Below are 21,253 nucleotides of genomic sequence, written 5' to 3' on the forward strand. Positions count from 1 at the left end.
CGCGTCCGGTTCAGCCGGCCGCGGTGCCCGGCGCCGGCACCTCGCGCAGCAGCGCGGCAATCACGTCGTCGGCGTGCACCTGCCCGGCCTCGGCCGCGAATGAAAGCAGCAGGCGGTGGCGCATCACCGGCGCCGCCAGCGCGGCCACGTCATCGCGGGTGGCCGCCAGCCGGCCATGCAGCAGCGCGCGCGCCTTGGCCGCCAGCACCAGCGACTGTGCCGCGCGCGGCCCGGCGCCCCACTGCACGTAGCTGCGCACCGCCTCCGGCGCGTCCTCGCCCGGCCGGCTGGCCCGCACCAGGCGCACGATCCATTCCATCAGGTCTTCGCCCACGTGCACCTGGCGCACCAGCGCCTGCAGCCTGAGCACCGCGGCCGCATCCATCACCTGCGGCACGGCGGCGTCGGCAGTGCCGGTGGTGCGGGCCACGATCGCCAGTTCCTCGGCCTCGTCGGGGTAATCCAGCCGCAGCTGCAGCAGGAACCTGTCCAGCTGCGCCTCGGGCAGCGGATAGGTGCCGCCCTGCTCGATCGGATTCTGGGTGGCCAGCACGAAGAACGGCTCGGGCAGGCGGTGGGTCACGCCGGCATAGCTGACCGTGCGCTCGGCCATCGCCTCCAGCAGCGCCGCCTGGGTGCGCGGCGGGGTGCGGTTGAGCTCGTCGGCAAGCAGCAGGTTGGTGAACACCGGGCCCTTCTGGAAGCGGAAGCTGCGGTGGCCGGTGCCGTGGTCTTCTTCCAGCAGCTCGGTGCCCAGGATGTCGCTGGGCATCAGGTCGGGGGTGAACTGCACGCGCCGGAACTCCAGCTCCAGCGCCTGGCCCAGGGTGCGCACCAGCAGGGTCTTGCCCAGCCCGGGCACGCCTTCGAGCATGCAGTGGCCGCCGGCGAGCAGGGCTACCAGCAGCTGTTCAACGATTTCGCCCTGCCCCACCACGGCCTGGCCGATGGCCTCGCGCAGGCGAACCAGGTGGCCGGACAGGTCTTCGATGTCGGCTTCGGTGAGTGCTTTGTTCATGGGGTTGGATTCAATGGGGGAATGCGCGCTCACGCGGTGAGCGCATAGATGACGATGTTGACCGCGAACTTCGTGTTGTCCTCGGCCAGGAAGCGCTTGTTGCGCCAGTCGAAGTCCCACTCGCAGCCGTAGTCCTTGTTGCTGTAGAGCACGCCCAGGCGGCCGTCGATGGTGATGCCCTTGAGGTAGTCGTGCACCAGGTCGTCGCCCCAGCCGTTGAGCTCGAAGCTGGTGGTGGGCGGGCCGTCGGGGAAGCGGAAGAAGCTGCTGTACAGGGCGTGGCTGTTGGGCAGCTTGCGCAGCGCGTCATTGCCGAAGATCGACGCCATCTGCGCTTCGAACGACTTGGCGAACAGGCCATCGATGTCGTGATTGCAGTCATCCACGAACACGAAGCCACCGTTGCGCACGTAGCGCTCGAAGTTGCGCCGCTCGGCCGGGTTGAACTCCACCAGCTTGTGCCCGGCCAGGTAGCAGAACGAGGCGCCGAGCATGCGCGGATCGGCCAGGTCCAGCACCTGCTCCTGCGGATCCACCCGCAGGTTGGTGTAGTCGATCAGCGACGTGATGACGTTGGACGGCATGCGCGCGTCCACGTCCCAGTTCCCCGACTCGTAGCGCAGGCGGGTGAAGCGGAAGTCGTAGCCGCCCGCGGCGCGCAGCGGGCCCGGCAGCATCGCCGCGCCCGCGGCACCCAGCATCAGCTTCAGGAACTGCTTGCGATCCATGCCGCTATTGTATGGGCGCGCCCCTGGCGCGCCCGTCACGACCGGGCATGGTTCAGACTGCGTCGGACAGCGAGGTGAAGGTGAAGTCGCGCAGGCGCATCGGCGGCAGCAGCATCGACATCCAGCCCTCGCCCACCCGCACCGGGCGGCCGAGCTCGTCGATGTTGTTGAGCATGATCACCGGCGACTCGTTGAAGCGGAAGTTCTTCACCGGGTAGCGGATCTGGCCGTTCTCGATGTAGAAGGTGCCGTCGCGGGTCAGGCCGGTCAGCAGCACGGTCTGCGGATCGACCATGCGGATGTACCAGGTGCGGGTCACGAGGATGCCGCGCTCGGTACCGGCGATCAGGTCGGCGGTGGAGGCGTCGCCACCGGACATGATCAGGTTGCCCGGCCGGCCGGTCGCCTGCTGGCCCTGCTGCTGGGCCCAGTAACGCGAGTAGTTCAGCGACGCCACCTTGCCGTCCTGGATGATCGGCATGCGCTCGCGCGGCAGGCCCTCGCCGTCCCACGGCATCACCGGCACGTCCTCGTTCCACGGGTCGGCGATCACGTTCACCCGCGGGTCGAACAACTGCTCGCCCAGGCGGTTGCCGCCGCCGCGCTTGGACAGGAAGCTGCGGCCCTCGTCGGCGCTGCGCGCATCGAAGAAGCGCATCATGAACGACACCAGCCCGGCCACCGCGGCCGGCTCCAGCACCACCGTGTACTTGCCCGGCTCCAGCGCGCGGGCCTCGGCCGAGGCGCTGGCCTTGCGCATCGCCACCGCGACGTCGCGGCCGGCGTTGAACTCGCTGGCATGGCGCAGGCTGCGGCCGACCCAGCCCGAGCCCTGCCCGTCTTCGGTGCGCACGGTGCAGGTGTAGTCGAAGCTGGTGCCGCGCTGGTAGCCGAAGTTGCCGTTGCTGTTGGCGAACGCGGTGAAGCTCTGGCCATCCTCCAGGAAGCCGGCGGCCACCAGGCCCTCGGCCCGGCACGGCCCGATGGAGTCGGCCGCCACGCTGGCCCGGAACTCGGGCGTGATCGCCGCGGTGGACTCGCTGAAGGTCGGGCTCGGGCGGTATTCCTGCGGCCCGATCGCCGGCATGAACTCCGGGTTTTCCGGTGCCAGCCGCGCCAGATCCTCGGCCCGGCGCACCACGCGCTCAAGGGCCTCGTCGCTGAACTCGTTGATGGTCGCCGTGCCCACGCGCTTGCCGAACGCCACCTGCACGGACAGCTCGGCGTTGCCGACCTCGCCGCTGGTGGACACGTTGTTGCGGGCGAAGCGGATGTTGCCTTCCAGCGAGCCGCTCAGGTTGGCGGTGCACTCGTCGGCCTGCGACAGGCCGACGACCTTCTCGAGAATGGTGCGGGCCTGCTCTTCGGTAAAAATGGTCATGTCCTGGTATCTCCGTGGTGCCGGTCAGCCGAGCGAGCGGGCGGTATTGATGACGTTGATGCCGTCGAAGCGGGCGGTGGACGAGCCGTGCGAGACGGCCGACACCTGCGAGGGCTGGCCCTTGCCGTCGAAGAACGAGCCGCCCAGGCGGTAGTCGGACTCGTCGCAGACCGCGCTGCAGGCGTTCCAGAACTCCGGGGTGCGGATCTGGTAGGCCACGTCCTCGATCATGCCGGTGATCTCGCCGTCCTTGATCTCGTAGAACAGCTGGCCGCCGAACTGCGCGTTGTAGCGCTGCTGGTCGATGGAGAACGAGCCGTCGCCGATGATGTAGATGCCGTTCTCGACGTCCTTGATCATGTCCGCCACCGAGAGCTTCTCCCGGCCCGCGGCCAGCGACACGTTGGGCATGCGCTGGAACTGCACCGTCGACCAGGAGTCGGCGTAGCAGCAGCCGTCCGACGCGTCCTTGCCCAGGATGTGGGCCTGGTCGCGGATGGTCTGGTAGTCGACCAGGATGCCGTCGCGGATCAGATCCCAGCGCTTGCACTGGACGCCTTCATCGTCATACGCCACGGCGCCCAGGCTGCCGGGCTGGGTCTTGTCGGCGAAGATCGTGACCAGGTCGCTGCCGTACTGGAAGCCTTCCTCCCGCTTGTCCAGGGTGGCGAAGCTGGTGCCGGCGTAGTTGGCCTCGTAGCCCAGCACCCGGTCCAGCTCCAGCGGATGGCCGACCGACTCGTGGATGGTCAGCCAGGTGTGCGAGGGGTCGAGCACCAGGTCGTAGCGGCCCGGCTCGACCGAGGGCGCGGTGAGCTTCTCGCGCGCCTGCTTCGCCGCCGCCACCGCGTCTTCCAGCATGTCGTAGGAGTGGCCGTAGTTGACCACGCCGTTGGGCGAGGTGAATTTCTGCGCCGGGTCACCGTCGAAGTACTCGTAGCCCAGGCCCATCGGCGAGGACAGCCCGGCGCGGGTGCGGAACTTGCCGCTGGCCTTGTCGATGGCCGTCACCGTCATCGGCGCCCAGATCCGGTGCACGTCCTGATCGATGTAGGAACCGTCGGTGGAGGCGAAGTACTTCTGCTCGTTGACCGCGAACAGGGTCGAGTTCACGAAGTCCGCGCCCGCGTTCATCGCCGCCGCGTTCACGCCCAGCAGCAGGTCGACCTTCTCCTTGACCGGCACCTCCATCGCGTTGCGGCCGATCGGCGTGCGCCAGCTCACCTCGCCCACGCCGCGCACCGGTGCCAGCTGCACCGGTTCGTTCTGGATGCCGGCGTTGGCCTTGGCGATGGCCGTGGCCTGGCGCGCCGCCTGCGCCACCGCGTCGGGGGTGAGCGCGTTGGTCGCGGCAAAGCCCCAGGCGCCGTCGGCGATCACCCGCACGCCCACGCCGGTGGATTCGGCGTTGACCACGTTCTGCACCTTGTCCTCGCGGGTCATCACGAACTGGCGCAGGTAGCGGCCGATGCGTACGTCGCAGTAGCTGGCCCCGGCACCGGTGGCCGCCTGCAGGCCCGAATCGGCCAGGCGCTTCTTGAAGGCGGGGTCAAGGCTGGTCAGCAGCTCGTCGGCGGCAACCGCCGTGCCGAGCCAGGAAGGCAGGACCAGCCCGCCGAGTCCAAGGCCGCTCAGGGCCAGGAAGTCACGTCTGTCCAAGACAGGTCTCCCGATGTTGGCCGCGCACGTCTGGATGGCGGCCGGGGATGGATGGGGGCGAAATGGATGCATGACGCCGTGCGCCATGACGTCCCCGATTCTTGCCGCCGCCCCGGGGAGCGTCAAATGACTTTTGGCACATCAGCCCAGGCTGCGCGCGGTGTTGATCACGTTGATGCCGTCGAACCGCGTGGTCGCCGAGCCGTGCGACACCGCGGACACCTGCGAAGGCTGCCCCTTGCCGTCGAAGAACGACCCGCCCAGGCGGAAATCGCGCTCGTCGCAGATCGCGCTGCAGGCGTTCCAGAACTCCGGCGTGCGGATCTGGTAGGCCACGTCCTCCAGCATCCGCGTCACTTCGCCGTTCTTGATCTCGTAGTACAGCTGCCCGCCGAACTGCGCGTTGTAGCGCTGCTGGTCGATCGAATACGAACCGCGGCCGTGGATGTAGATCCCGTCCTCGACCCCTGCGACCATCTCCGCCACCGTCAGCGGCTCGGCGCCCGGCGCCAGCGACACGTTGGGCATGCGCTGGAACTGCACCGTCGACCACGAATCGGCGTAGCTGCAGCCATCCGACGCATCCTTGCCCAGGATGTGCGCCTGGTCGCGGGTGGCCTGGTAGTCCACCAGCATCCCGTCCTTCACCAGATCCCAGCGCTTGCACTTCACGCCCTCGTCGTCGTAGGCCACCGCGCCCAGGCTGCCCGGCTGGGTCTTGTCGGCGAAGAAGTTCACCCGCTCGCTGCCGTACTGCAGCCCTTCGCGCATCCGCTCCAGGGTGGCGAAGCTGGTGCCGGCGTAGTTGGCCTCGTAGCCGAGCACGCGGTCGAGTTCCAGCGGGTGGCCGACGTTCTCGTGGATGGTCAGGAACAGGTGGCTGGGATCGAGCACCAGGTCGTAGCGGCCCGGCTCGACCGAAGGCGCCGACAGCTTCTCGCGCGCCTGCCTGGCCGCCGCCACCGCGTCCTCGCGCATGTCATAGGAATCCGTATAGGCGACCACGCCGCCGGGCAGCTCGATGCGCCCGGCCGGGTCGGCATCCAGGTATTCGTAGCCCATGCCCATCGGCGCCGACAGCCCGTCGCGGGTGCGGAACTTGCCGGTGTCCTTGTCCACCGCGGTGACGGTGAACGGCGCCCAGATCCGGTGCACGTCCTGGTCGATGTAGGAGCCGTCGGTGCTGGCGAAGTACTTCTGCTCGTTGACCGCGAACAGGCGCGAGCTGACGAAATCGGCGCCGGCATCGGTGGCCGCGGCGTTGACGCCCAGCAGCAGCGCCACCTTCTCCTCCAGCGGCACTTCCATCGCGTTGCGGCTGATCGGCGTCTGCCAGGCCACCTCGCCCACCCCGCGCAGCGGGGCCAGCTGCACCGGCTCGTTCTGGATCCGCGCATTGGCCTTGGCGATCGCCGTGGCCTGCCGCGCCGCCCGCGCGATCGCGTCGGCGGTCATCTCGCGGGTGGCGGCAAAGCCCCAGGCGCCGTTGGCGATCACCCGCACGCCCACGCCGGTGGACTCTTCGTTGACCACGTTCTCGACCTTGTCCTCGCGGGTCATCACGAACTGGCGCAGGTAGCGCCCCACCCGCACGTCGCAATAGCTGGCGCCGGCACCGGTGGCCGCTTCCAGGGCCGAATCGGCAAGCCTGCGCTTGAACGCGACGTCCAGCGTGGTCACCAGTTCTTCGGCCGCGATTGCGCGGCCCATGAAGGGCGGCAGCACCAGGGCGCCAAGCCCGAGACCGCCCATGGTCAGGAAATCACGTCGATGCAAGGCCCTGCTCCAGATGCTGCTGACCGCCGATCCTTGCACGGTGCCGCCCGCCGCCGCATGGGTCAAACGGCATGGGCGCCCGGCGCGGATGGACTTGCCCCGGCCGCCGCGGGAAGATGGGGCCGGCACAGTGAAGCATCCGGAATGAGCGGAAAGACGATCCATAAATTCGACGGCCCGGCGGGCGGCTGGCCGTCGCTGCGCAGCGTGGCCGCGCACCTGCGCAAGGAAGACGTGGCGGTACGCGGCGCCAAGACCCTGCTGTCGATGAACCAGCCGGACGGCTTCGACTGCCCCGGCTGCGCCTGGCCGGACCGCGACCACACCTCCACCTTCGAGTTCTGCGAGAACGGGGCCAAGGCGGTCGCCACCGAATCCACCCGCCACCGCGCCGGGCCGGAGCTGTTCGCGAAGTACACCGTGGCCGAGCTGTCCGGCTACAGCGACCACTGGCTGGAGGGCCAGGGCCGGCTGACCACGCCGATGCGCTACGACGCCGGCAGCGACCGCTACCTGCCGGTGGACTGGGACGAAGCGTTCGCGCTGATCGCCCGCCACCTCAACGGCCTGGACTCGCCGGACGAGGCGGTGTTCTACACCTCCGGGCGCACCAGCAACGAGGCCGCGTTCCTGTACCAGCTGTTCGTGCGCGAGTTCGGCACCAACAACTTCCCCGACTGCTCGAACATGTGCCACGAGCCGTCCGGCGTGGCGCTGGGCGAGCAGATCGGCGTGGGCAAGGGCACGGTGTCGCTGGCCGACTTCGAGCAGGCCGACGCGATCTTCATCTTCGGCCAGAACCCGGGCACCAACCATCCGCGCATGCTCGGCGAGCTGCGCGAAGCCGCCAGGCGCGGCGCGGCGATCGTGTCCTTCAACCCGCTGCGCGAGCGCGGGCTGGAGCGCTTCGCCGACCCCAAGGACGCGGTGGAAATGCTGCACGGCGGCTCGACCCGGATCTCGTCGGACTACTTCCAGCTCAAGATCGGCGGTGACCTGGCCGCAGTGAAGGGGATCATCAAGCACGTGCTGGAGCGCGACGCCGCGGAGACCGCCGCGGGCCGGCCCTCGCTGCTCGACCGCGAATTCATTGAGGCCCACACCAGCGGCTTCGAGGCCTTCGCCGCCGACGTCGCGGCCGAATCCTGGGACACCATCACCGCCGAGTCCGGCCTCACCGAAGCCGAGCTGCGCCTCGCCGGCGACGCCTTCCTCGCCGCCGAGCGCCTGATCTGCTGCTGGGGCATGGGCATCACCCAGCACCTGCACTCGGTGGCCACGATCCAGATGATCGGCAACCTGCTGCTGCTGGGCGGCCACCTCGGCCGCCCCGGCGCCGGCGCCTGCCCGGTGCGCGGGCACAGCAACGTGCAGGGCGACCGCACGATGATGATCTGGGAGAAGCCACCGCAGGCGTTCCTGGACCGGCTGCGGGACGTGTTCGGATTCGAGCCGCCGCGCGAGCCGGGCCACGACACCATCGGCGCGATCCAGGCGATGGGCGGCGGCCGGGCGAAGGTGTTCTTCGCCATGGGCGGCAACTTCGCCGCGGCCACGCCCGACACCGCCGCCACCCACCGCGCCCTGCGCAACTGCGCGCTGACGGTGCACGTGGCCACCAAGCTCAACCGCAGCCACCTGGTGCACGGGCGCGATGCGCTGATCCTGCCCTGCCTGGGCCGCACCGAGATCGACGTGCAGGCCGCCGGACCGCAGCAGGTCACGGTGGAGGATTCGATGAGCATGGTGCACCTGTCGGGCGGCATCAACGCGCCGGCCGATCCCGGGCTGCTGTCCGAGCCGGCCATCGTGGCGCGGCTGGCCGAGGCCACCTTGGGCGAGCGCAGCCGGGTGCCGTGGCGCCGGCTGGTGGAGGACTACGACCGCATCCGCGACCTCATCGCGGAGGTATTCGACGACTTCCACGACTTCAATGAACGCGTGCGCGTGCCCGGCGGCTTCCGCCTGTCCAACGGCGCGCGCGAGCGGCGCTGGAACACCGCCGACGGGCGCGCGGGCTTCAAGGCCCACCGGGTGCCGGTCAACACCCCGGCCCACCGCGCCCGCGCGGCGCGCGAGGGGCAGCCGGTGTTCGTGCTCAGCACCGTGCGCTCGCACGACCAGTACAACACCACTGTCTACGGCCTGGACGACCGCTACCGCGGCGTGACCGGCGAGCGCCGGGTGCTGTTTGCCAACGCCGCCGACATCGCCGCGCTGGGCATGGCCGCGGGTGACCGCGTGGACCTGGAAAGCCTGGGCGAGGACGGCGCGCAGCGCATCGCGAAGGGCTTCCTGCTCGCCGCCTACGACATCCCGCGCGGCTGCCTGGCGGCCTACTACCCCGAAACCAACGCGCTGGTGCCGCTGTCCAGCTTCGCCGAGCGCGCGCGCACGCCAACCTCCAAATCCATCCCGGTGCTGGTCCATGCGCACCGCCCGGATGCCGGCGCCACCCGCCCGAGCCAGCGTGACATCCCCGCCGCCGTCGTTGGCTGAGCGGGTGCTGGCGGAACTGGCCGTCCATCCCGACGGCCTCTCCCTGCCCCGCCTGCGCAAGCGCCTGGACGTGCGCATGAGCCTGCTGATGCGCACCCTGGCCTGGCTGGGCGAGGACAGCATCGGCGGCGTGCAGGGCGCCGGCCTGGTCAGGCTGGAGCAGCGCGGCGGAGCCGAAACCGTGCAGCTGACGGATCACGGCCTCGCCGAGGCCGGCCGGACGCAGCGTTCCAGCTGACGCGGCGGAACGATTGTTCCCACCGGTGGCGGGAATCGGGCCCGATGCGCCCAATAAACTCGCAGGCAGACCTGAACCGCCCACAAGGACGCCCCATGACCGACAACCGTTTCCTCGACATCGCGCGCAAGCGCCGCACCCAGTACGCCCTGGGCAATGACCTGCCCATCAGCCAGGATCAGGTGACCGGCCTGATCCAGGAAGCGATGCGCCAGGCGCCCTCCTCGTTCAACTCGCAGAGCTCGCGGGCGCTGATCCTGCACGGGGCGCAGAGCGTGAAGTTCTGGGAGATCGTGAAGGACGAGCTGCGCAGGATCGTCCCCGCCGACGCCTTCCCGACCACCGAAAAGAAGATCGACGGCTTCGCCGCGGGCGCGGGCACGGTGCTGTTCTACGAAGACCAGGAGCCGGTGAAGGCGCTGCAGGAGCAGTTCCCCCTGTACGCCGACAACTTCCCGGTCTGGTCCGAGCACGCCACCGGCATCGCCCAGTACGCGGTGTGGATGACCCTGGCCGAGGCCGGCATCGGCGCCAGCCTGCAGCACTACAACCCGCTGCCGGACGCCGCGGTGGCCGCAGAGTGGAACATCCCCGGCAGCTGGGTGCTGCGCGCGCAGATGCCGTTCGGCAGCCATGCCGGCGAGATCGGCGACAAGACCTTCATCGACGACGACAAGCGCTTCCGCGTCGCTGCCTGACGCCATGGGCCAGCGCGGCCCTCAGCCGGACACAACCCGGTTGCGGCCGCGGCGCTTGGCCTCGTACATCGCGGCGTCCGCCCGGGCAAGCACGTCTTCCGGCGTGCTCCCGGGCCCCCCGCCGGCGACCCCGATGCTCACCGTGACCGGAAGGCCCGCCGGCAGGTTCGCGATCATCTCGCGCAGGTATTCGCACTGCAGCGTCGCCTCCCGGACGTCCGATCCCGGGAACAGCAGCACGAATTCCTCCCCGCCCATCCGCGCCACCCGGCCGCGCGCCGCCAGCTGGTCGCGCAGCGCCCCGGCCACGGCCTGCAGCACCCGGTCGCCCTCGGTGTGGCCGTGGACGTCGTTGATGGCCTTGAAGTCGTCGATGTCGCACACCGCCACGCAATAGCGCTGGCCGCTGACCGCCACCTCCTCCAGCGCCACCGAGAACGCGCGCCGGTTGTGCAGGCCGGTCAGCGGGTCGGTACGGGTGAGCTCGGTCAGGTCGGCATTCTGGCGCTCCAGCTCCTCCTGGTGCAGGCGCAGCTGCTGCTCGTACCACTCGCGCTCGTCCAGGTGGTAGCGCAGCTCCACGGCCAGCCGGTGGGCTTCGATCAAGCGCGAGGCCTGGCGTGACAGCGCCTCCAGCGCCTGCAGCTGGTCGGGCGCCAACTTGCGCGGCTCCCGGTCCATGACGCAGAAGCTGCCCAGCGGCAGCCCGTCGGGATCCAGCAGCGGGGCCCCGGCATAGAAGCGGACGGCCGACTCCCCGGTCACGAAGCGGTTTTCACGGAAGCGCGGGTCCTGCAGCGCGTCCTCGACCACCATCGTCACCCGGGGCTCCAGGATGGTGTGGGCGCAGAACGCCTCGTCGCGGGCTGTTTCCTCCACCTCGATGCCAAGCCGCGCCTTGAGCCACTGCCGCTCCGCGCCGATCAGGCTGACCATGGCCATGGGCACGTGGCAGATGGCGGCGGCGACCCTGATCAGGTCTTCGAAAGCCTCGTCGCTCTGCGTATCCAGGATCCGGGAGCGCTGCAGGGCGCTGAGGCGTTCGGCTTCGTTGTCGGGACGTGCGGGAGGGCGCATGGGCAAGCCGGAGCGGAAACACCGCACATTATCGGTGATCGTGCGCCTGCAGCGGGATTGACCGTAAGATCGTCCCTGGCGCAAGCAGGGAAGGGTGATGGTCGCGATCGTCGTGGTGCTACTGGCCGTCGTGGCCTGGGCGGTATTCATCTACAACCGGCTGGTGCGGCTGCGCAACCAGGTGCGCACCGCCTGGGCCGACATCGACGTGCAGCTGACCCGCCGCCATGACCTGGTACCGCAGCTGGTGGCCGCGGTGCGCGCCTACGCCGGCCACGAGGCGGCGGTGCTGGAAGCGGTGACCGAACTGCGTGCCCGGGCGCTGGCGCAGCCGGGGCCGGAGAAGCTGGGCGAGGTGGAGTCGGCGCTGGAGCAGGCCATCGGCCGGCTGTTCGCGCTGCGCGAAGCCTATCCGGAGCTGAAGGCCAACGAGAACTTCGCCCGGCTGCAGCAGGATCTGGTGGATGTGGAGGAGCACCTGCAGTACGCGCGCCGCTTCTACAACGGCGCGGTGCGCGACTACAACGACGCTACCCAGCGGTTTCCGGATCTGGCCGTTGCCCGCGGTTTCGGCTTCGACGGCGCCGAGTTTTTCCAGGCCGGCGCGGCCGAGCGCGCCGCGCCGGCGGTGGAGCTGCGCCGGTGACCCGCCTGCTGGCGCTGCTGCTGGCACTCGCCTGGATCCTGCCGGCGCAGGCCCAGGAGCGGGCCGGCGAGAGGATCCTGGGCTACGACGTCGACATCGCGATCCAGACCGACGGCAGCCTGGACATCACCGAGACAATCGCGGTGCGGGCGGAAGGACGCAGCATCCGCCGCGGCATCACCCGCGACTTCCCCACCCGCTACCGCGACCGCCACGGCGACCGGGTCGTGGTGGACTTCGACGTGGTCGAGGTGCTGCGCAACGGCCGGCCCGAGCCATGGTTCACCGAGCGGCGCTCCAACGGGGTGCGCATCAACACCGGCAACGACGATTTCCTGCCGGTTCCCGCCGAGCACGTCTACACCCTGCGCTATCGCACCACCCGCCAGCTCGGGTTCTTCCAGGAACACGACGAGCTGTATTTCAACGCCATCGGCCACGGCTCCATCCTGCGGGTCGAGCGCGGCAGCGTGACCGCGCGCCTGCCGGCACCGGTGCCGGTTGCCGCCATGCAGGTCGAGGCCTACAGCGGGTATCAGGGCGCGCGCGGCCAGGCCTTCGACTCCAGCCGGCCCGAGCCGGGCGTGGCCCGCTGGGAGCTGACCGCGCCGCTGGCCCCGCAGCAGGGCCTGACCGTGGTGCTGGGCTTTCCCAAGGGCGTGGTGGCCGAGCCCGGCCCCCTGCAACGGCTGGCCTGGCGGCTGAAGGACAACCGCGCCGGCATCGTCGCCCTGGCCGGGCTGATCCTGCTGCTGGTGTACGCCATCGGCCGCTGGCGCGCGACAGGACGCGACCCGGATCCCGGCACCATCATCGTGCGCTATGAGCCGCCCGAGGGCTATTCGCCGGCCGAGCTGCGGGTCATGGGCCGCCGCCGCTACGACAACACCGCCTTCAGCGCCGACCTGCTGGCCGCGGCCGTGGACGGCATGGTGGCCATCCAGCGCGAGGACAGGGTCCTGCGGTCGGATCGCTGGATCCTGCATCGCAAGCGCGGCGCATCCGGCGCAACCCCGGATACACCGCCGGCCCGCCTGGTCGAACGCCTGCTCCCGGACAAGGGGGCAAGCCTGGAACTCCACCACAGGAACGCGCACACGATCCAGTCGGCGATAAGCCTGCACAACGGGCAGGTCAGCCGCCGCATCTTCCCGGCGCTGTACCGGCGCAACGGCGGCAGCCTGACGATTGCCGTGCTGATCACCATCGCCACCATCGTCGCCACCCTGGCCACCGCCATGCTCACCGGTTCCGGCCTGGCGCTCGCCATCCCGGCGCTGGTGGCGTCCGCTGTCGCCTGCGTCGCATTCGGATTCCTGATCGGCGCCCCGACTCCGGCCGGGCGGCGGCTGCTGGACGAGATCGAGGGCTTCAGGCGCTACCTGGGCGTGGCCGAAAAGCAGGATCTCCAGCGCCTGGAAGGGCCGCGCGCCGACGCCCCGGAGGAACCCGAGCTGGACGCCACCCGCTTCGAACGGATGCTGCCGTTCGCGGTGGCGCTGGACGTGGAGGACGCCTGGACGCGCAAGTTCACCGTGGCCGCCAGCGCGGCGGCGGTGGCAGCGGCCGCATCGTCGATCAGCTGGTATTCGGCCAGCGGGCGCGGCGCCGGAGTCGGCGACCTGGGCGGGATGACCCGCGCCCTGTCCTCGGGCCTGAACTCGCAGATCGCTTCGGCCGCGAACCCGCCCGGCAGCTCCTCGGGCGGCTCGTTCGGTGGCGGCGGCGGCGGCGGTGGGGGATTCTCCGGCGGCGGCGGCGGCGGGGGCGGCGTGGGCGGCCGCTGAGCGCGCACAAAACAGGACGGGGCCCGACCGGGCCCCGTCCGATTCAGCGCGTTGAACCGCGGCTCAGCGCAGGCTGTAGCCCGACAGGCGCCAGACCTGGTCTTCATCCAGCCGGAACGAGACCAGCTCGCGCACCGGCTCGGCGCTGTTGGCGAAGGTGGTCGGGAACGCCACGTTGATGTACAGGCCGGCCGGCACCTCGCCGCCCTCCTGGAACTGGGTGCGGGTGACCACGGCCTGGCCGCGCGCGGTCGGCGCGCCCAGCCGCGCCCGGTCGGCGGTGATCTGCTGGACGAAGCTGTCGCGCGGCACGATCCGCTTGACCACGTCGGTGGACAGATCCCATGCGTCGCCGACGCGGTTGGCGTCGATCATCTGCACCACCTGGGTGGCGGCGCTGGCCAGCTCCGCGTCCTGGCGCGCGAGCTGGGCCTGCTGCTCCTGGGTGAGCTGCTGCGGCTGCGCGGCCTGCTGCTGGGGCTGCGGCGCCGGCTGCTGCGCGGCCACCGTGCCCATGCATGCGGACAGTGCGACTGCCAGTGCGATCGACTTGAACTTCATCCGTGACACTCCCTGCGGTTTTGAATTCCCGAGTGTATGCCAGCCCCGGGCCACGCGCGCAACAGCCCCGCGTGCGGCTCGGCCGTGGCTGACCGGTTCAGGTGTGCATCAGAACGGGATGTCGTCGTCCGGGAATTCCTCGGCCGGCGGGCGCTGCGCCGGCTCGCGGCGCGGCTGCTCCGGGCGCTGCGGCCTGCCGCCACCGCCGCCACCGCCGCCTCCGCCACGCTCGTAGCCGCCACCGCCACCGCCATCACCACGACCGCCGAGCATCTGCATCTCGTTGGCGACGATTTCAGTGAAGTACTTTTCCACCCCGTCCTGGCCGGTGTACTTGTCGTAGCGGATCTCGCCTTCCACGTAGACCTGCGAGCCCTTGCGCAGGTACTCGCCGGCGATCTCGCCGAGCTTGCCGAAGAAGGTCACCCGGTGCCACTGGGTGTTTTCCTGGGTGTTGCCGTCGCGGTCCTTGCGCACGCTGGTGGTGGCCAGGCTGATCTTGGTGATCGCCATGCCCCCCTGGGTGTATTTGATCTCCGGGTCGTTGCCGAGGTTGCCGACCAGGATCGCCTTGTTGATGCCACGGGCCATGAAGTCTTCCTTCCGGATGGGGCCTGCGCGCGCTGCGGCAGGCCGGTGGGTTCGATTCCATTCCAGTATAGACGGCCCCGGTCGCGCCATCCGCCAACGGCCCGGGCCGGCGTAGGATTCCGCCGCACCCGGGCGTCGGGGCTCCGGGCGCCCGTATAATCCCCGATCCCCCGGTTTCCCAGACCCCATGCCCCAGGCCCAGACCGCCCCCCTGCCCGACCTGGCCGCGATCCAGGCCCTCGCCGCCGCCGACATGGCCGGCATCGACGCCCTGATCCGCCGCCGCCTGGCCTCCGACGTGGTGCTGATCAACCAGGTCGCCGAGCACATCATTTCCGCCGGCGGCAAGCGCCTGCGGCCGATGCTGGTGGCCCTGGCCGGGCGCGCCTGCGGCGGGCACGGCGCCGAGCACCACCAGCTGGCGGCGATCATCGAGTTCATCCACACCTCCACCCTGCTCCACGACGACGTCATCGACGAATCGGATCTGCGCCGCGGACGCAGCACCGCGAACGCGATCTGGGGCAACGCCGCCAGCGTGCTGGTCGGCGACTTCCTGTATTCGCGCAGCTTCCAGCTGATGGTCGAACTGGATCGGATGCAGGTGATGCGGGTGCTGGCCGACGCCACCAACCGCATCGCCGAGGGCGAGGTGCTGCAGCTGCTGCACGTGCGCAATCCGGACGTGGACGAGGCCGGCTACCTGCAGGTGATCGAGCGCAAGACCGCGGTGCTGTTCGCCGCCGGCACCCGCCTGGGCGCGCTGGCCTCCGGCGCCGACGAAGCCACCCAGCAGCGCCTGCACGACTACGGCCTGCAGCTGGGGCATGCCTTCCAGATCGCCGACGACATGCTCGACTACGCCGCCGAGGGCGCCGACCTGGGCAAGAACCTGGGCGACGACCTGGCCGAAGGCAAGGCCACCCTGCCGCTGATCCACGCCATGGCCCATTCGGATGAGCCGGTGCGCCAGCGCCTGCGCGCGATCATCGAGGCCGGCGACGCCGGCGCGATGGACGAGGTGCTGGCCGCCATCCGCGCCGCCGGCAGCCTGGAGTACAGCCACCGCCGCGCGGTCGAATACGCCGACGCCGCCGAACGCGCCCTCGACGGCCTGGCCGACAACGAGGCCGTCGCCGCCCTGCGCGGCCTGGCCCGCTACGCGGTCGAACGCGGGTACTGACTCCGGCTCAGGCGATGCCCAGGCCCGGGATCGCGGTGATGGCCTCGGGGTCGAAGCCGGCCAAGGTGGCGAAGTGGCGGCCGCGCTCGGTGTAGTTGCGGTAGGGGCCGAAGCTCGGCGCACCCGGCGACATCAGGATCACGCCGCCGCCATCGCCCAGCAGCCCGCGCGCCGCTTCCACCGCGCCGGGCAGGTCGGCGGCTGCAGCCAGCCGCATCCCCGCGCGCGCCGCGATCGGCTCCAGCACGCCGTGGATACGCGGCCCGCTGGCGCCCATCGTCACCGCGGCAAGCGGCGGATGGGTTTCCAGCGCACCCGCGAACACGCTCCAGTCCACGCCGCGCTCGTGCCCGCCCAGCAGGATCACCGCGCGCGCATCGCGATACACCTCCAGCGCCGCCCCGGCCGCCAGCGGCGTGGTGCTGATCGAATCGTTGACCCAGGCGATCCCGTCGCGCTCGCCCAGCGGCTGCAGCCGGTGTGGCAGCGGCTTGAAGTCGCCCGCCCGCGCCGCCAGCGGCAGCGGATCGACGCCGAACGCCTCGATCGCCGCCAGCGCCGCGCACAGGTTGAGCCGGTTGTGGCGGCCCGGCAGCGGTAGGCCGGCGGCGTCGAACACCGCCTCGTCACCGCGGTGGATCACCGTCCCCCGCAGGTGCCAGCCGTCCTCACGGTTGAACCACACCACGCGGCTTTCGGGCAGCTCCAGCGCCGCCAGCCGCGGATCGGCGGCATTGAGCACCGCCACCCGCGGCCTGGCTTCGGTCAGCAGCGCCAGCTTGTCGTCCACGTAGCGCTGCTCGCTGCCGTGCCAGTCCAGGTGTTCGGGATGCACCAGGGTCACTACCGCCACGTCCGGCCGCCGCCCGGAAGCAGCGACGTCGCGGGTCTGGAAGCTGGACAGCTCGAACACCCACGCCTCGGCCTGCCCGTGCAGCAGCTCCAGCAGCGGCATGCCGATGTTGCCGGCCAGCGCGGTGCGCAGCCCCGCCGCGCGCAGCAGGTGCGCCAGCAGCGCGCTGGTGGTGCTCTTGCCCTTGGTGCCGGTGACGCACAGGGTGCGCGCATCCGGCCGCGCCGCAAACCACAGCGCGGTGCCGCCCACGAACCGCGTGCCGCGCTCGCGCGCCTCCAGCAGTTCGGGGCGGTACGCGCTCACGCCCGGCGACTTCACCACCACGTCGAAGGCCGCCAGCCGTTCGGCGGAAACCTCCGTCTCCACCACCAGGCCGTCACCACCAGCCGTCCGCGCCTGCTCCGCTTCTTCGGGCACGCAGAACAGGGTCAGCGAGGCCGGGCCGTCCTGCAGTTCGCGCAGCGCCGCGAACGCCGCCCGGCCCTCGCTGCCCCAGCCCCACAGGGCCACGCGCCGGCCGGCGAGCCGGTCAATGGCCGGGATTGAATCGTCCACGCATCCGCTCCCACAGCGCCTCGGGGATCCGGTGTTCGTCCACCGGCACCAGCAGCTGCGCGATGGCCAGGTCCTCGCCCTCCAGCATCGGCGCGATCACCTTCGCGAACCGCTTCACCACCGCATCCTCACGCCACTCCGGCCGCGCCGCCAGCGCCGCCATCGCCGCGCGCGACTCGCGCGCCTCGCCCACGCACTCGAACGGCTTGTGGTCGTGGAACTCCATCAGCGCGTCATAGCCGGGCACCTGGTCCGCGTCGTCGAGCAGGTTGCGGCCGAAGATACCCACCAGCCGCGGCTTGGACATGAACGGCGCCAGCGCCAGGAACACGAAGTGGCACTTCGGGCACACCCCGCACCAGCGGTTCACCGGCCGCTCGCCGAGCAGGTGGAAGTTGCGGTTGCAGCTGGAGAAGTGCGCGTCGTAGCGGCTGGACTGGGCAAACTGCCGCGCCACCGCCAGCTCGCTGAACGGGCGCAGCAGCGAGTAGTAGCGCAGGTCGGCCGCCACGTGCCGCTGCAGGTGCCGGCCGAAATCGCGCTCGAACGCCCAGCCCTTCGACCACTGGTGGTTCACCTCGCCGGTGCCTTCGATCACGCTGCCGTAGCTGGCCGAACGCTCGTTGGAGAACACCACCTGATCCACGCCCAGCACGACCGCGGCGAAGGCCAGGATCGCCGAGTTGATCGCGGTCACCGGGATGTGGCCGTTGTACGCGCCCAGGCGGTTGTACTCGAACAGCTCCGGCGCCAGCTGGCGGCCGACGTTGAGCGTGGGCAGGTCGGTACGGCCGGCGCAGGCGCGGATCAGCTGCGACCCGCCGATCCAGGTGACGGTCTGCGCCACCCCGGCCTCGCGCAGCGCCTCGATGCTGACCAGCGAATCCTTGCCGCCGCCAATGGCCACCAGCGCGTGCTCGCGCAGCCCGGCGGCCGGCACTTCCTCGCCGCCCCGCGCGCGGTGCGGGAAGCGGATCCGCCCGTGCAGATCCAGCCCGTTGCGGTAGGCGAACTCACCCAGCCCGTGCAGGTAGACGTCGTCCAGCAGCACCGCGGTGGCCGGGTCGATCTCATACGTATCGATCCGGATCTCCTCCGGCACCGCCGCCTTGTAGTAGCTCACCCCGGCGATCAGGTGCAGCAGCCGCAGCGCGCGCTCGGCCGCCTGCGCCCGCGCGCCGTCCAGTTCGAACGGCGCCCCCGGCAGGATCACCGTCTCCACCAGCTCCGGGCCGTCGTCGAAAGCGTAGGCCAGCTCCGCCACGCCGGTGGCCGGATCGAACCCGCAGCGCACGAAGCGGAACGCCCGCACGCCGTCACGCGAGAACTCCACCGCGCTCACTCCAGGACCTCCACGCGCGGCAGTTCGCGCAGGTTGTAGGTGTTGGACATCACGAAGCCGTAGGCGCCGGTATCGGCCACCAGCAGCACGTCGCCGGGCGCGGTGGCCAGCGGCAGCGGGCGCTTCTGGCCGAGCACGTCGCCGGTCTCGCAGATCGGGCCGACCACGTCGAAGTCGGTCGTGTCCGCATCGTCCAGCCGGCTGAGGTTGGCGATGTCGTGCCAGGCCTCGTACAGCGCCGGGCGCATCAGCGCGTTCATGCCCGCGTCGCCGCCCACCCGGCGCACGCCGTGCTTCTCCACCACCTGGGTCGCGGTGAGCAGCAGCACGCCGGACTCGGCCACCATGTAGCGGCCCGGTTCGATCGCCATCCGGTAGCCCGGGTACGCCGCCTTGACCTCGGCCAGCCCGGCGCTCCAGGCGTCCAGGTCGAACGGCTCGTCCTCGGCGCGGTACGGGATCGGCAGGCCGCCGCCGATGTCGATGGTGTCGATGCTGCCGATGCGGTTGGCAATCCCGCCCAGCTCGTCGCACACCGAACGCCAGTGCTCGGGCGTATCCACCCCGCTGCCCAGGTGCGCGTGCAGCCCGTCCACGAGGATGCCAAGCCCGCGCGCGGCCTCCAGGAACTCGTCGATGCGCGCCACCGGCAGCCCGAACTTGGACGCCACCCCGCCGGTGCGCACCTTGGCGTGGTGGCCCTCGCCGCGCCCAAGATCCACCCGCATCCACAGCCGCCGGCCGCCGAACACCTCCGGCCAGCGCCGCAGCGCCTCCACGTTGTCCAGTGTCACGGTGACGCCCAGCTTGAACGCGGCCGCGTACTCGTCGATCTGCGCGAAGCTGGGGGTGAACAGCACCCGGCCGGCGTCCAGCCCCGGCACCGATGCGAACGCGTGCCGCAGCTCGCCCAGCGACACGCACTCCAGCCCGAAGCCCTCGTCCACCAGCGCATTGAGGATCAGCGGATGCGGGTTGGCCTTGATGGCGAAGAAGCGGCGGTCGACCGGCGCGATCGCGGCCAGCGCGCGGGCGCGCTCGCGCACCGTCGGCAGGTGGTACACGTAGGCCGGCGTGCCCGCGGCGGCGATCTCCAGCAGCCGCCCGCGATCGCCCTCCCACCAGCGCGGCCCGCGCACCCGCGCGGTACCCGACAGCTCGTTCCAGCGCGGCCCGAACACGCCCGGCTCGTGCACCGGCATCGCCCCGCTGGCGATCAGCTGCGCGTGCAGCGAGGCCATCATGCCTTCGGCATCGGCCTCGTCGATCACGAAGGTCAGGTTGAGGTCGTTGGAGGACTGCGAGATCAGGTGCACCCGCTCCTGGCCGAACGTGGCCCAGATCTCCGACAGCCGGTGCAGCAGCGAGCGCATGCCGCGCCCGACCAGGGTGATCGACGCGCACGGCGCGATCACCTTCACCCGGCAGCACCTCGACAGGTCCTCCGACAGCCGCGCCAGCACGTCGGTGTTGACCAGGTTCTCGCTGGAGTCGAGCGAAACGGTGACGTTGGTTTCCGACGAGCCCAGCAGATCCACCGACAGCCCGTGCGCGCGGAAGATCTCGAACACGTCGGCCAGGAAGCCGACCTGCTGCCACATGCCCACCGTTTCCATCGACACCAGCACGATGCCGCCGCGGCGGCTGATCGCCTTGACCCCGGGCACGCCGCCGGCGCCGTCGTCGATCACGGTGCCGGGCAGCTCCGGGCGCGCGGTGTCCAGGATCGCCAGCGGCACGCCCGCGTCGCGGCACGGCCCCAGCGCGCGCGGGTGCAGCACCCGCGCCCCGGTGGTGGTGATTTCCTGCGCCTCGGCGTAGTCCAGCCGCTGCAGCAGGCGCGCGTCGGGCACCTCGCGCGGATTGGCGCTGAACATGCCCGGCACGTCGGTCCAGATCTCCACCCGCTCGGCCCCGAGCAGGGCGCCGAACAGCGCCGCCGAGGTGTCCGAGCCGCTGCGCCCCAGCAGCGCGGTGCCGCCGTCGCCGTGGCGGGCGATGAAGCCCTGGGTCAGCAGCATCGGCGCGGCGGACTGGGCGTTGAAGCGCTCGCGCCAGGCGTCGTCCGCCTCGCGCCGGCCGGTAGCCGCCATCCGCCGCGTCCACTCGGCCTGGTTCGGCAGCGCCAGCGCATCCAGCCACTCGCGCGCGTCGAACCAGCCGAAGTCCAGGCCCTGCCCGCGCAGGTAGGCGGCGCCCAGGGTGGAGGACAGCAGTTCGCCCTGGGCCAGCACCTCGGCCTGCCAGTCGAGCGGCCGGGACGCCGCGCGCGGGTCGGCGCCCAGCGCCCGCAGCGCGGCCAGGCGCCCGCCCAGCACCGCGTCCGGATCCAGATCAAGCTCGGCGGCGAATTCACGATGGAGGCGATCCACCGCTTCCAGTCCGCTGCCCGTGTCCGTGGCTCCGTCGGCGATGGCCTGCAGCGCGTTGGTGGTTCCGGCCAGCGCCGACACCACCACCAGCACCCGCGCCCCGTGCAGGTCGGCACGCTCGCGCGCCAGCTGGCCGATGGTGTCCCAGCGCTCGCGCCTGGAGACGCTGGTGCCACCGAACTTGAGGACGATCCAGCGGTTCTTGCTCGGAACAATGGGGGACATCAGGGCTGAGGCCTCTTCCTACCGCCCCACAGGGGCATGCGAAACCACGCATTGTAGAGCG

At 70.8% G+C, this 21,253-nt stretch carries 17 protein-coding genes; 6 read left to right on the forward strand and 11 right to left on the reverse strand.

Annotated features, from left to right (window positions below; all coding sequences use genetic code 11):
* Window positions 1–10: 10 nt before the first annotated feature.
* The 5 genes from ACOZ90_RS05600 to ACOZ90_RS05620 form a co-directional block, all read right to left on the reverse strand.
* Window positions 11–1,018 (reverse strand): AAA family ATPase, encoded by a 1,008-nt coding sequence (locus tag ACOZ90_RS05600; RefSeq protein ID WP_422892657.1) that lies wholly within the window; start codon window positions 1,016–1,018, stop codon window positions 11–13.
* Between the two features lie 29 nt (window positions 1,019–1,047).
* Window positions 1,048–1,746 carry a DUF4159 domain-containing protein gene (locus ACOZ90_RS05605; protein WP_422892658.1) on the reverse strand — a complete coding sequence of 233 codons (699 nt, stop codon included), beginning with the start codon at window positions 1,744–1,746 and terminating at the stop codon, window positions 1,048–1,050.
* A gap of 52 nt (window positions 1,747–1,798) precedes the next feature.
* Window positions 1,799–3,127 carry a TldD/PmbA family protein gene (locus tag ACOZ90_RS05610; RefSeq protein WP_422892659.1) on the reverse strand — a complete coding sequence of 443 codons (1,329 nt, stop codon included), beginning with the start codon at window positions 3,125–3,127 and terminating at the stop codon, window positions 1,799–1,801.
* Window positions 3,128–3,151: 24 nt separating this feature from the next.
* A complete protein-coding gene (locus ACOZ90_RS05615) occupies window positions 3,152–4,786 on the reverse strand; it encodes a TldD/PmbA family protein (RefSeq protein ID WP_422892660.1) in 1,635 nt (544 codons plus the stop codon).
* 141 nt (window positions 4,787–4,927) lie between these two features.
* The gene (locus ACOZ90_RS05620; RefSeq protein WP_422892661.1) at window positions 4,928–6,562 is read right to left on the reverse strand and encodes a TldD/PmbA family protein; all 1,635 of its coding nucleotides are present in this window, start codon (window positions 6,560–6,562) and stop codon (window positions 4,928–4,930) included.
* A gap of 144 nt (window positions 6,563–6,706) precedes the next feature.
* Here ACOZ90_RS05620 and ACOZ90_RS05625 point away from each other — a divergent pair, with 144 nt between their 5' ends.
* The 3 genes from ACOZ90_RS05625 (at window position 6,707) to ACOZ90_RS05635 (ending at window position 9,997) form a co-directional block, all read left to right on the forward strand.
* Window positions 6,707–9,061 (forward strand): FdhF/YdeP family oxidoreductase, encoded by a 2,355-nt coding sequence (locus ACOZ90_RS05625; protein ID WP_422892662.1) that lies wholly within the window; start codon window positions 6,707–6,709, stop codon window positions 9,059–9,061.
* 4 nt (window positions 9,062–9,065) lie between these two features.
* Complete coding sequence (locus tag ACOZ90_RS05630; RefSeq protein WP_422892663.1) at window positions 9,066–9,299, forward strand: hypothetical protein; 234 nt, start codon at window positions 9,066–9,068, stop codon at window positions 9,297–9,299.
* Between the two features lie 95 nt (window positions 9,300–9,394).
* Window positions 9,395–9,997, forward strand: a complete 603-nt coding sequence (locus ACOZ90_RS05635; protein WP_422892664.1) for a nitroreductase family protein — start codon at window positions 9,395–9,397, stop codon at window positions 9,995–9,997.
* Window positions 9,998–10,018: 21 nt separating this feature from the next.
* Here the strand turns inward: ACOZ90_RS05635 and ACOZ90_RS05640 are convergent, their stop codons facing one another.
* The gene (locus ACOZ90_RS05640; protein WP_422892665.1) at window positions 10,019–11,074 is read right to left on the reverse strand and encodes a GGDEF domain-containing protein; all 1,056 of its coding nucleotides are present in this window, start codon (window positions 11,072–11,074) and stop codon (window positions 10,019–10,021) included.
* A 97-nt stretch (window positions 11,075–11,171) separates the two neighbouring features.
* Between ACOZ90_RS05640 and ACOZ90_RS05645 the strand changes: the two genes are divergently transcribed.
* Complete coding sequence (locus ACOZ90_RS05645) at window positions 11,172–11,720, forward strand: LemA family protein (RefSeq protein WP_422892666.1); 549 nt, start codon at window positions 11,172–11,174, stop codon at window positions 11,718–11,720.
* Window positions 11,717–13,507, forward strand: coding sequence for a DUF2207 domain-containing protein (locus tag ACOZ90_RS05650; RefSeq protein ID WP_422892667.1), 1,791 nt, complete (start codon window positions 11,717–11,719; stop codon window positions 13,505–13,507). Before ACOZ90_RS05645 ends, ACOZ90_RS05650 begins: the two co-directional genes overlap by 4 nt.
* Before the next feature lie 63 nt (window positions 13,508–13,570).
* Here ACOZ90_RS05650 and ACOZ90_RS05655 read toward each other — a convergent pair whose 3' ends face one another.
* Together ACOZ90_RS05655 and ssb are read right to left on the reverse strand one after the other, a co-directional pair.
* On the reverse strand, window positions 13,571–14,068 hold the full coding sequence (locus ACOZ90_RS05655; RefSeq protein WP_422892668.1) for a DUF4019 domain-containing protein: 498 nt from the start codon (window positions 14,066–14,068) through the stop codon (window positions 13,571–13,573).
* A 108-nt stretch (window positions 14,069–14,176) separates the two neighbouring features.
* Window positions 14,177–14,659: a single-stranded DNA-binding protein gene (ssb, locus tag ACOZ90_RS05660; protein ID WP_422892669.1), complete on the reverse strand. Its 483-nt coding sequence runs from the start codon at window positions 14,657–14,659 to the stop codon at window positions 14,177–14,179.
* A 187-nt stretch (window positions 14,660–14,846) separates the two neighbouring features.
* Here ssb and ACOZ90_RS05665 point away from each other — a divergent pair, with 187 nt between their 5' ends.
* Entirely contained in the window at window positions 14,847–15,842 is a 996-nt protein-coding gene (locus ACOZ90_RS05665) for a polyprenyl synthetase family protein (RefSeq protein ID WP_422892670.1), read from the forward strand.
* Between the two features lie 7 nt (window positions 15,843–15,849).
* Here the strand turns inward: ACOZ90_RS05665 and murD are convergent, their stop codons facing one another.
* The 3 genes from murD to ACOZ90_RS05680 are packed head-to-tail and all read right to left on the reverse strand — an operon-like array spanning window position 15,850 to window position 21,192.
* Window positions 15,850–17,253: a UDP-N-acetylmuramoyl-L-alanine--D-glutamate ligase gene (gene murD, locus ACOZ90_RS05670; RefSeq protein ID WP_422892671.1), complete on the reverse strand. Its 1,404-nt coding sequence runs from the start codon at window positions 17,251–17,253 to the stop codon at window positions 15,850–15,852.
* Window positions 17,228–18,586 (reverse strand): UDP-N-acetyl-alpha-D-muramoyl-L-alanyl-L-glutamate epimerase, encoded by a 1,359-nt coding sequence (gene murL, locus ACOZ90_RS05675; protein WP_422892863.1) that lies wholly within the window; start codon window positions 18,584–18,586, stop codon window positions 17,228–17,230. The genes murD and murL overlap by 26 nt, the downstream gene beginning before the upstream one ends.
* 5 nt (window positions 18,587–18,591) lie before the next feature.
* Entirely contained in the window at window positions 18,592–21,192 is a 2,601-nt protein-coding gene (locus tag ACOZ90_RS05680; protein WP_422892672.1) for a bifunctional aspartate kinase/diaminopimelate decarboxylase, read from the reverse strand.
* Between the last annotated feature and the right edge of the window lie 61 nt (window positions 21,193–21,253).

The sequence above is a fragment of the Luteimonas dalianensis genome, from assembly GCF_049339425.1.
In the GTDB taxonomy this organism is placed as follows: domain Bacteria; phylum Pseudomonadota; class Gammaproteobacteria; order Xanthomonadales; family Xanthomonadaceae; genus Luteimonas; species Luteimonas dalianensis.

Excerpts from the sequence above, each read along its gene's own strand:
- ACOZ90_RS05610 (WP_422892659.1), bottom strand. The coding sequence starts at position 3,127 with ATGACCATTTTTACCGAAGAGCAGGCCCGCACCATTCTCGAGAAGGTC.
- ACOZ90_RS05640 (WP_422892665.1), bottom strand. The coding sequence starts at position 11,074 with ATGCGCCCTCCCGCACGTCCCGACAACGAAGCCGAACGCCTCAGCGCC.
- ACOZ90_RS05645 (WP_422892666.1), top strand. The coding sequence starts at position 11,172 with ATGGTCGCGATCGTCGTGGTGCTACTGGCCGTCGTGGCCTGGGCGGTA.
- ssb (WP_422892669.1), bottom strand. The coding sequence starts at position 14,659 with ATGGCCCGTGGCATCAACAAGGCGATCCTGGTCGGCAACCTCGGCAAC.
- ACOZ90_RS05680 (WP_422892672.1), bottom strand. The coding sequence starts at position 21,192 with ATGTCCCCCATTGTTCCGAGCAAGAACCGCTGGATCGTCCTCAAGTTC.
- ACOZ90_RS05655 (WP_422892668.1), bottom strand. The coding sequence starts at position 14,068 with ATGAAGTTCAAGTCGATCGCACTGGCAGTCGCACTGTCCGCATGCATG.
- ACOZ90_RS05600 (WP_422892657.1), bottom strand. The coding sequence starts at position 1,018 with ATGAACAAAGCACTCACCGAAGCCGACATCGAAGACCTGTCCGGCCAC.
- ACOZ90_RS05625 (WP_422892662.1), top strand. The coding sequence starts at position 6,707 with ATGAGCGGAAAGACGATCCATAAATTCGACGGCCCGGCGGGCGGCTGG.
- ACOZ90_RS05605 (WP_422892658.1), bottom strand. The coding sequence starts at position 1,746 with ATGGATCGCAAGCAGTTCCTGAAGCTGATGCTGGGTGCCGCGGGCGCG.
- ACOZ90_RS05665 (WP_422892670.1), top strand. The coding sequence starts at position 14,847 with ATGCCCCAGGCCCAGACCGCCCCCCTGCCCGACCTGGCCGCGATCCAG.
- ACOZ90_RS05635 (WP_422892664.1), top strand. The coding sequence starts at position 9,395 with ATGACCGACAACCGTTTCCTCGACATCGCGCGCAAGCGCCGCACCCAG.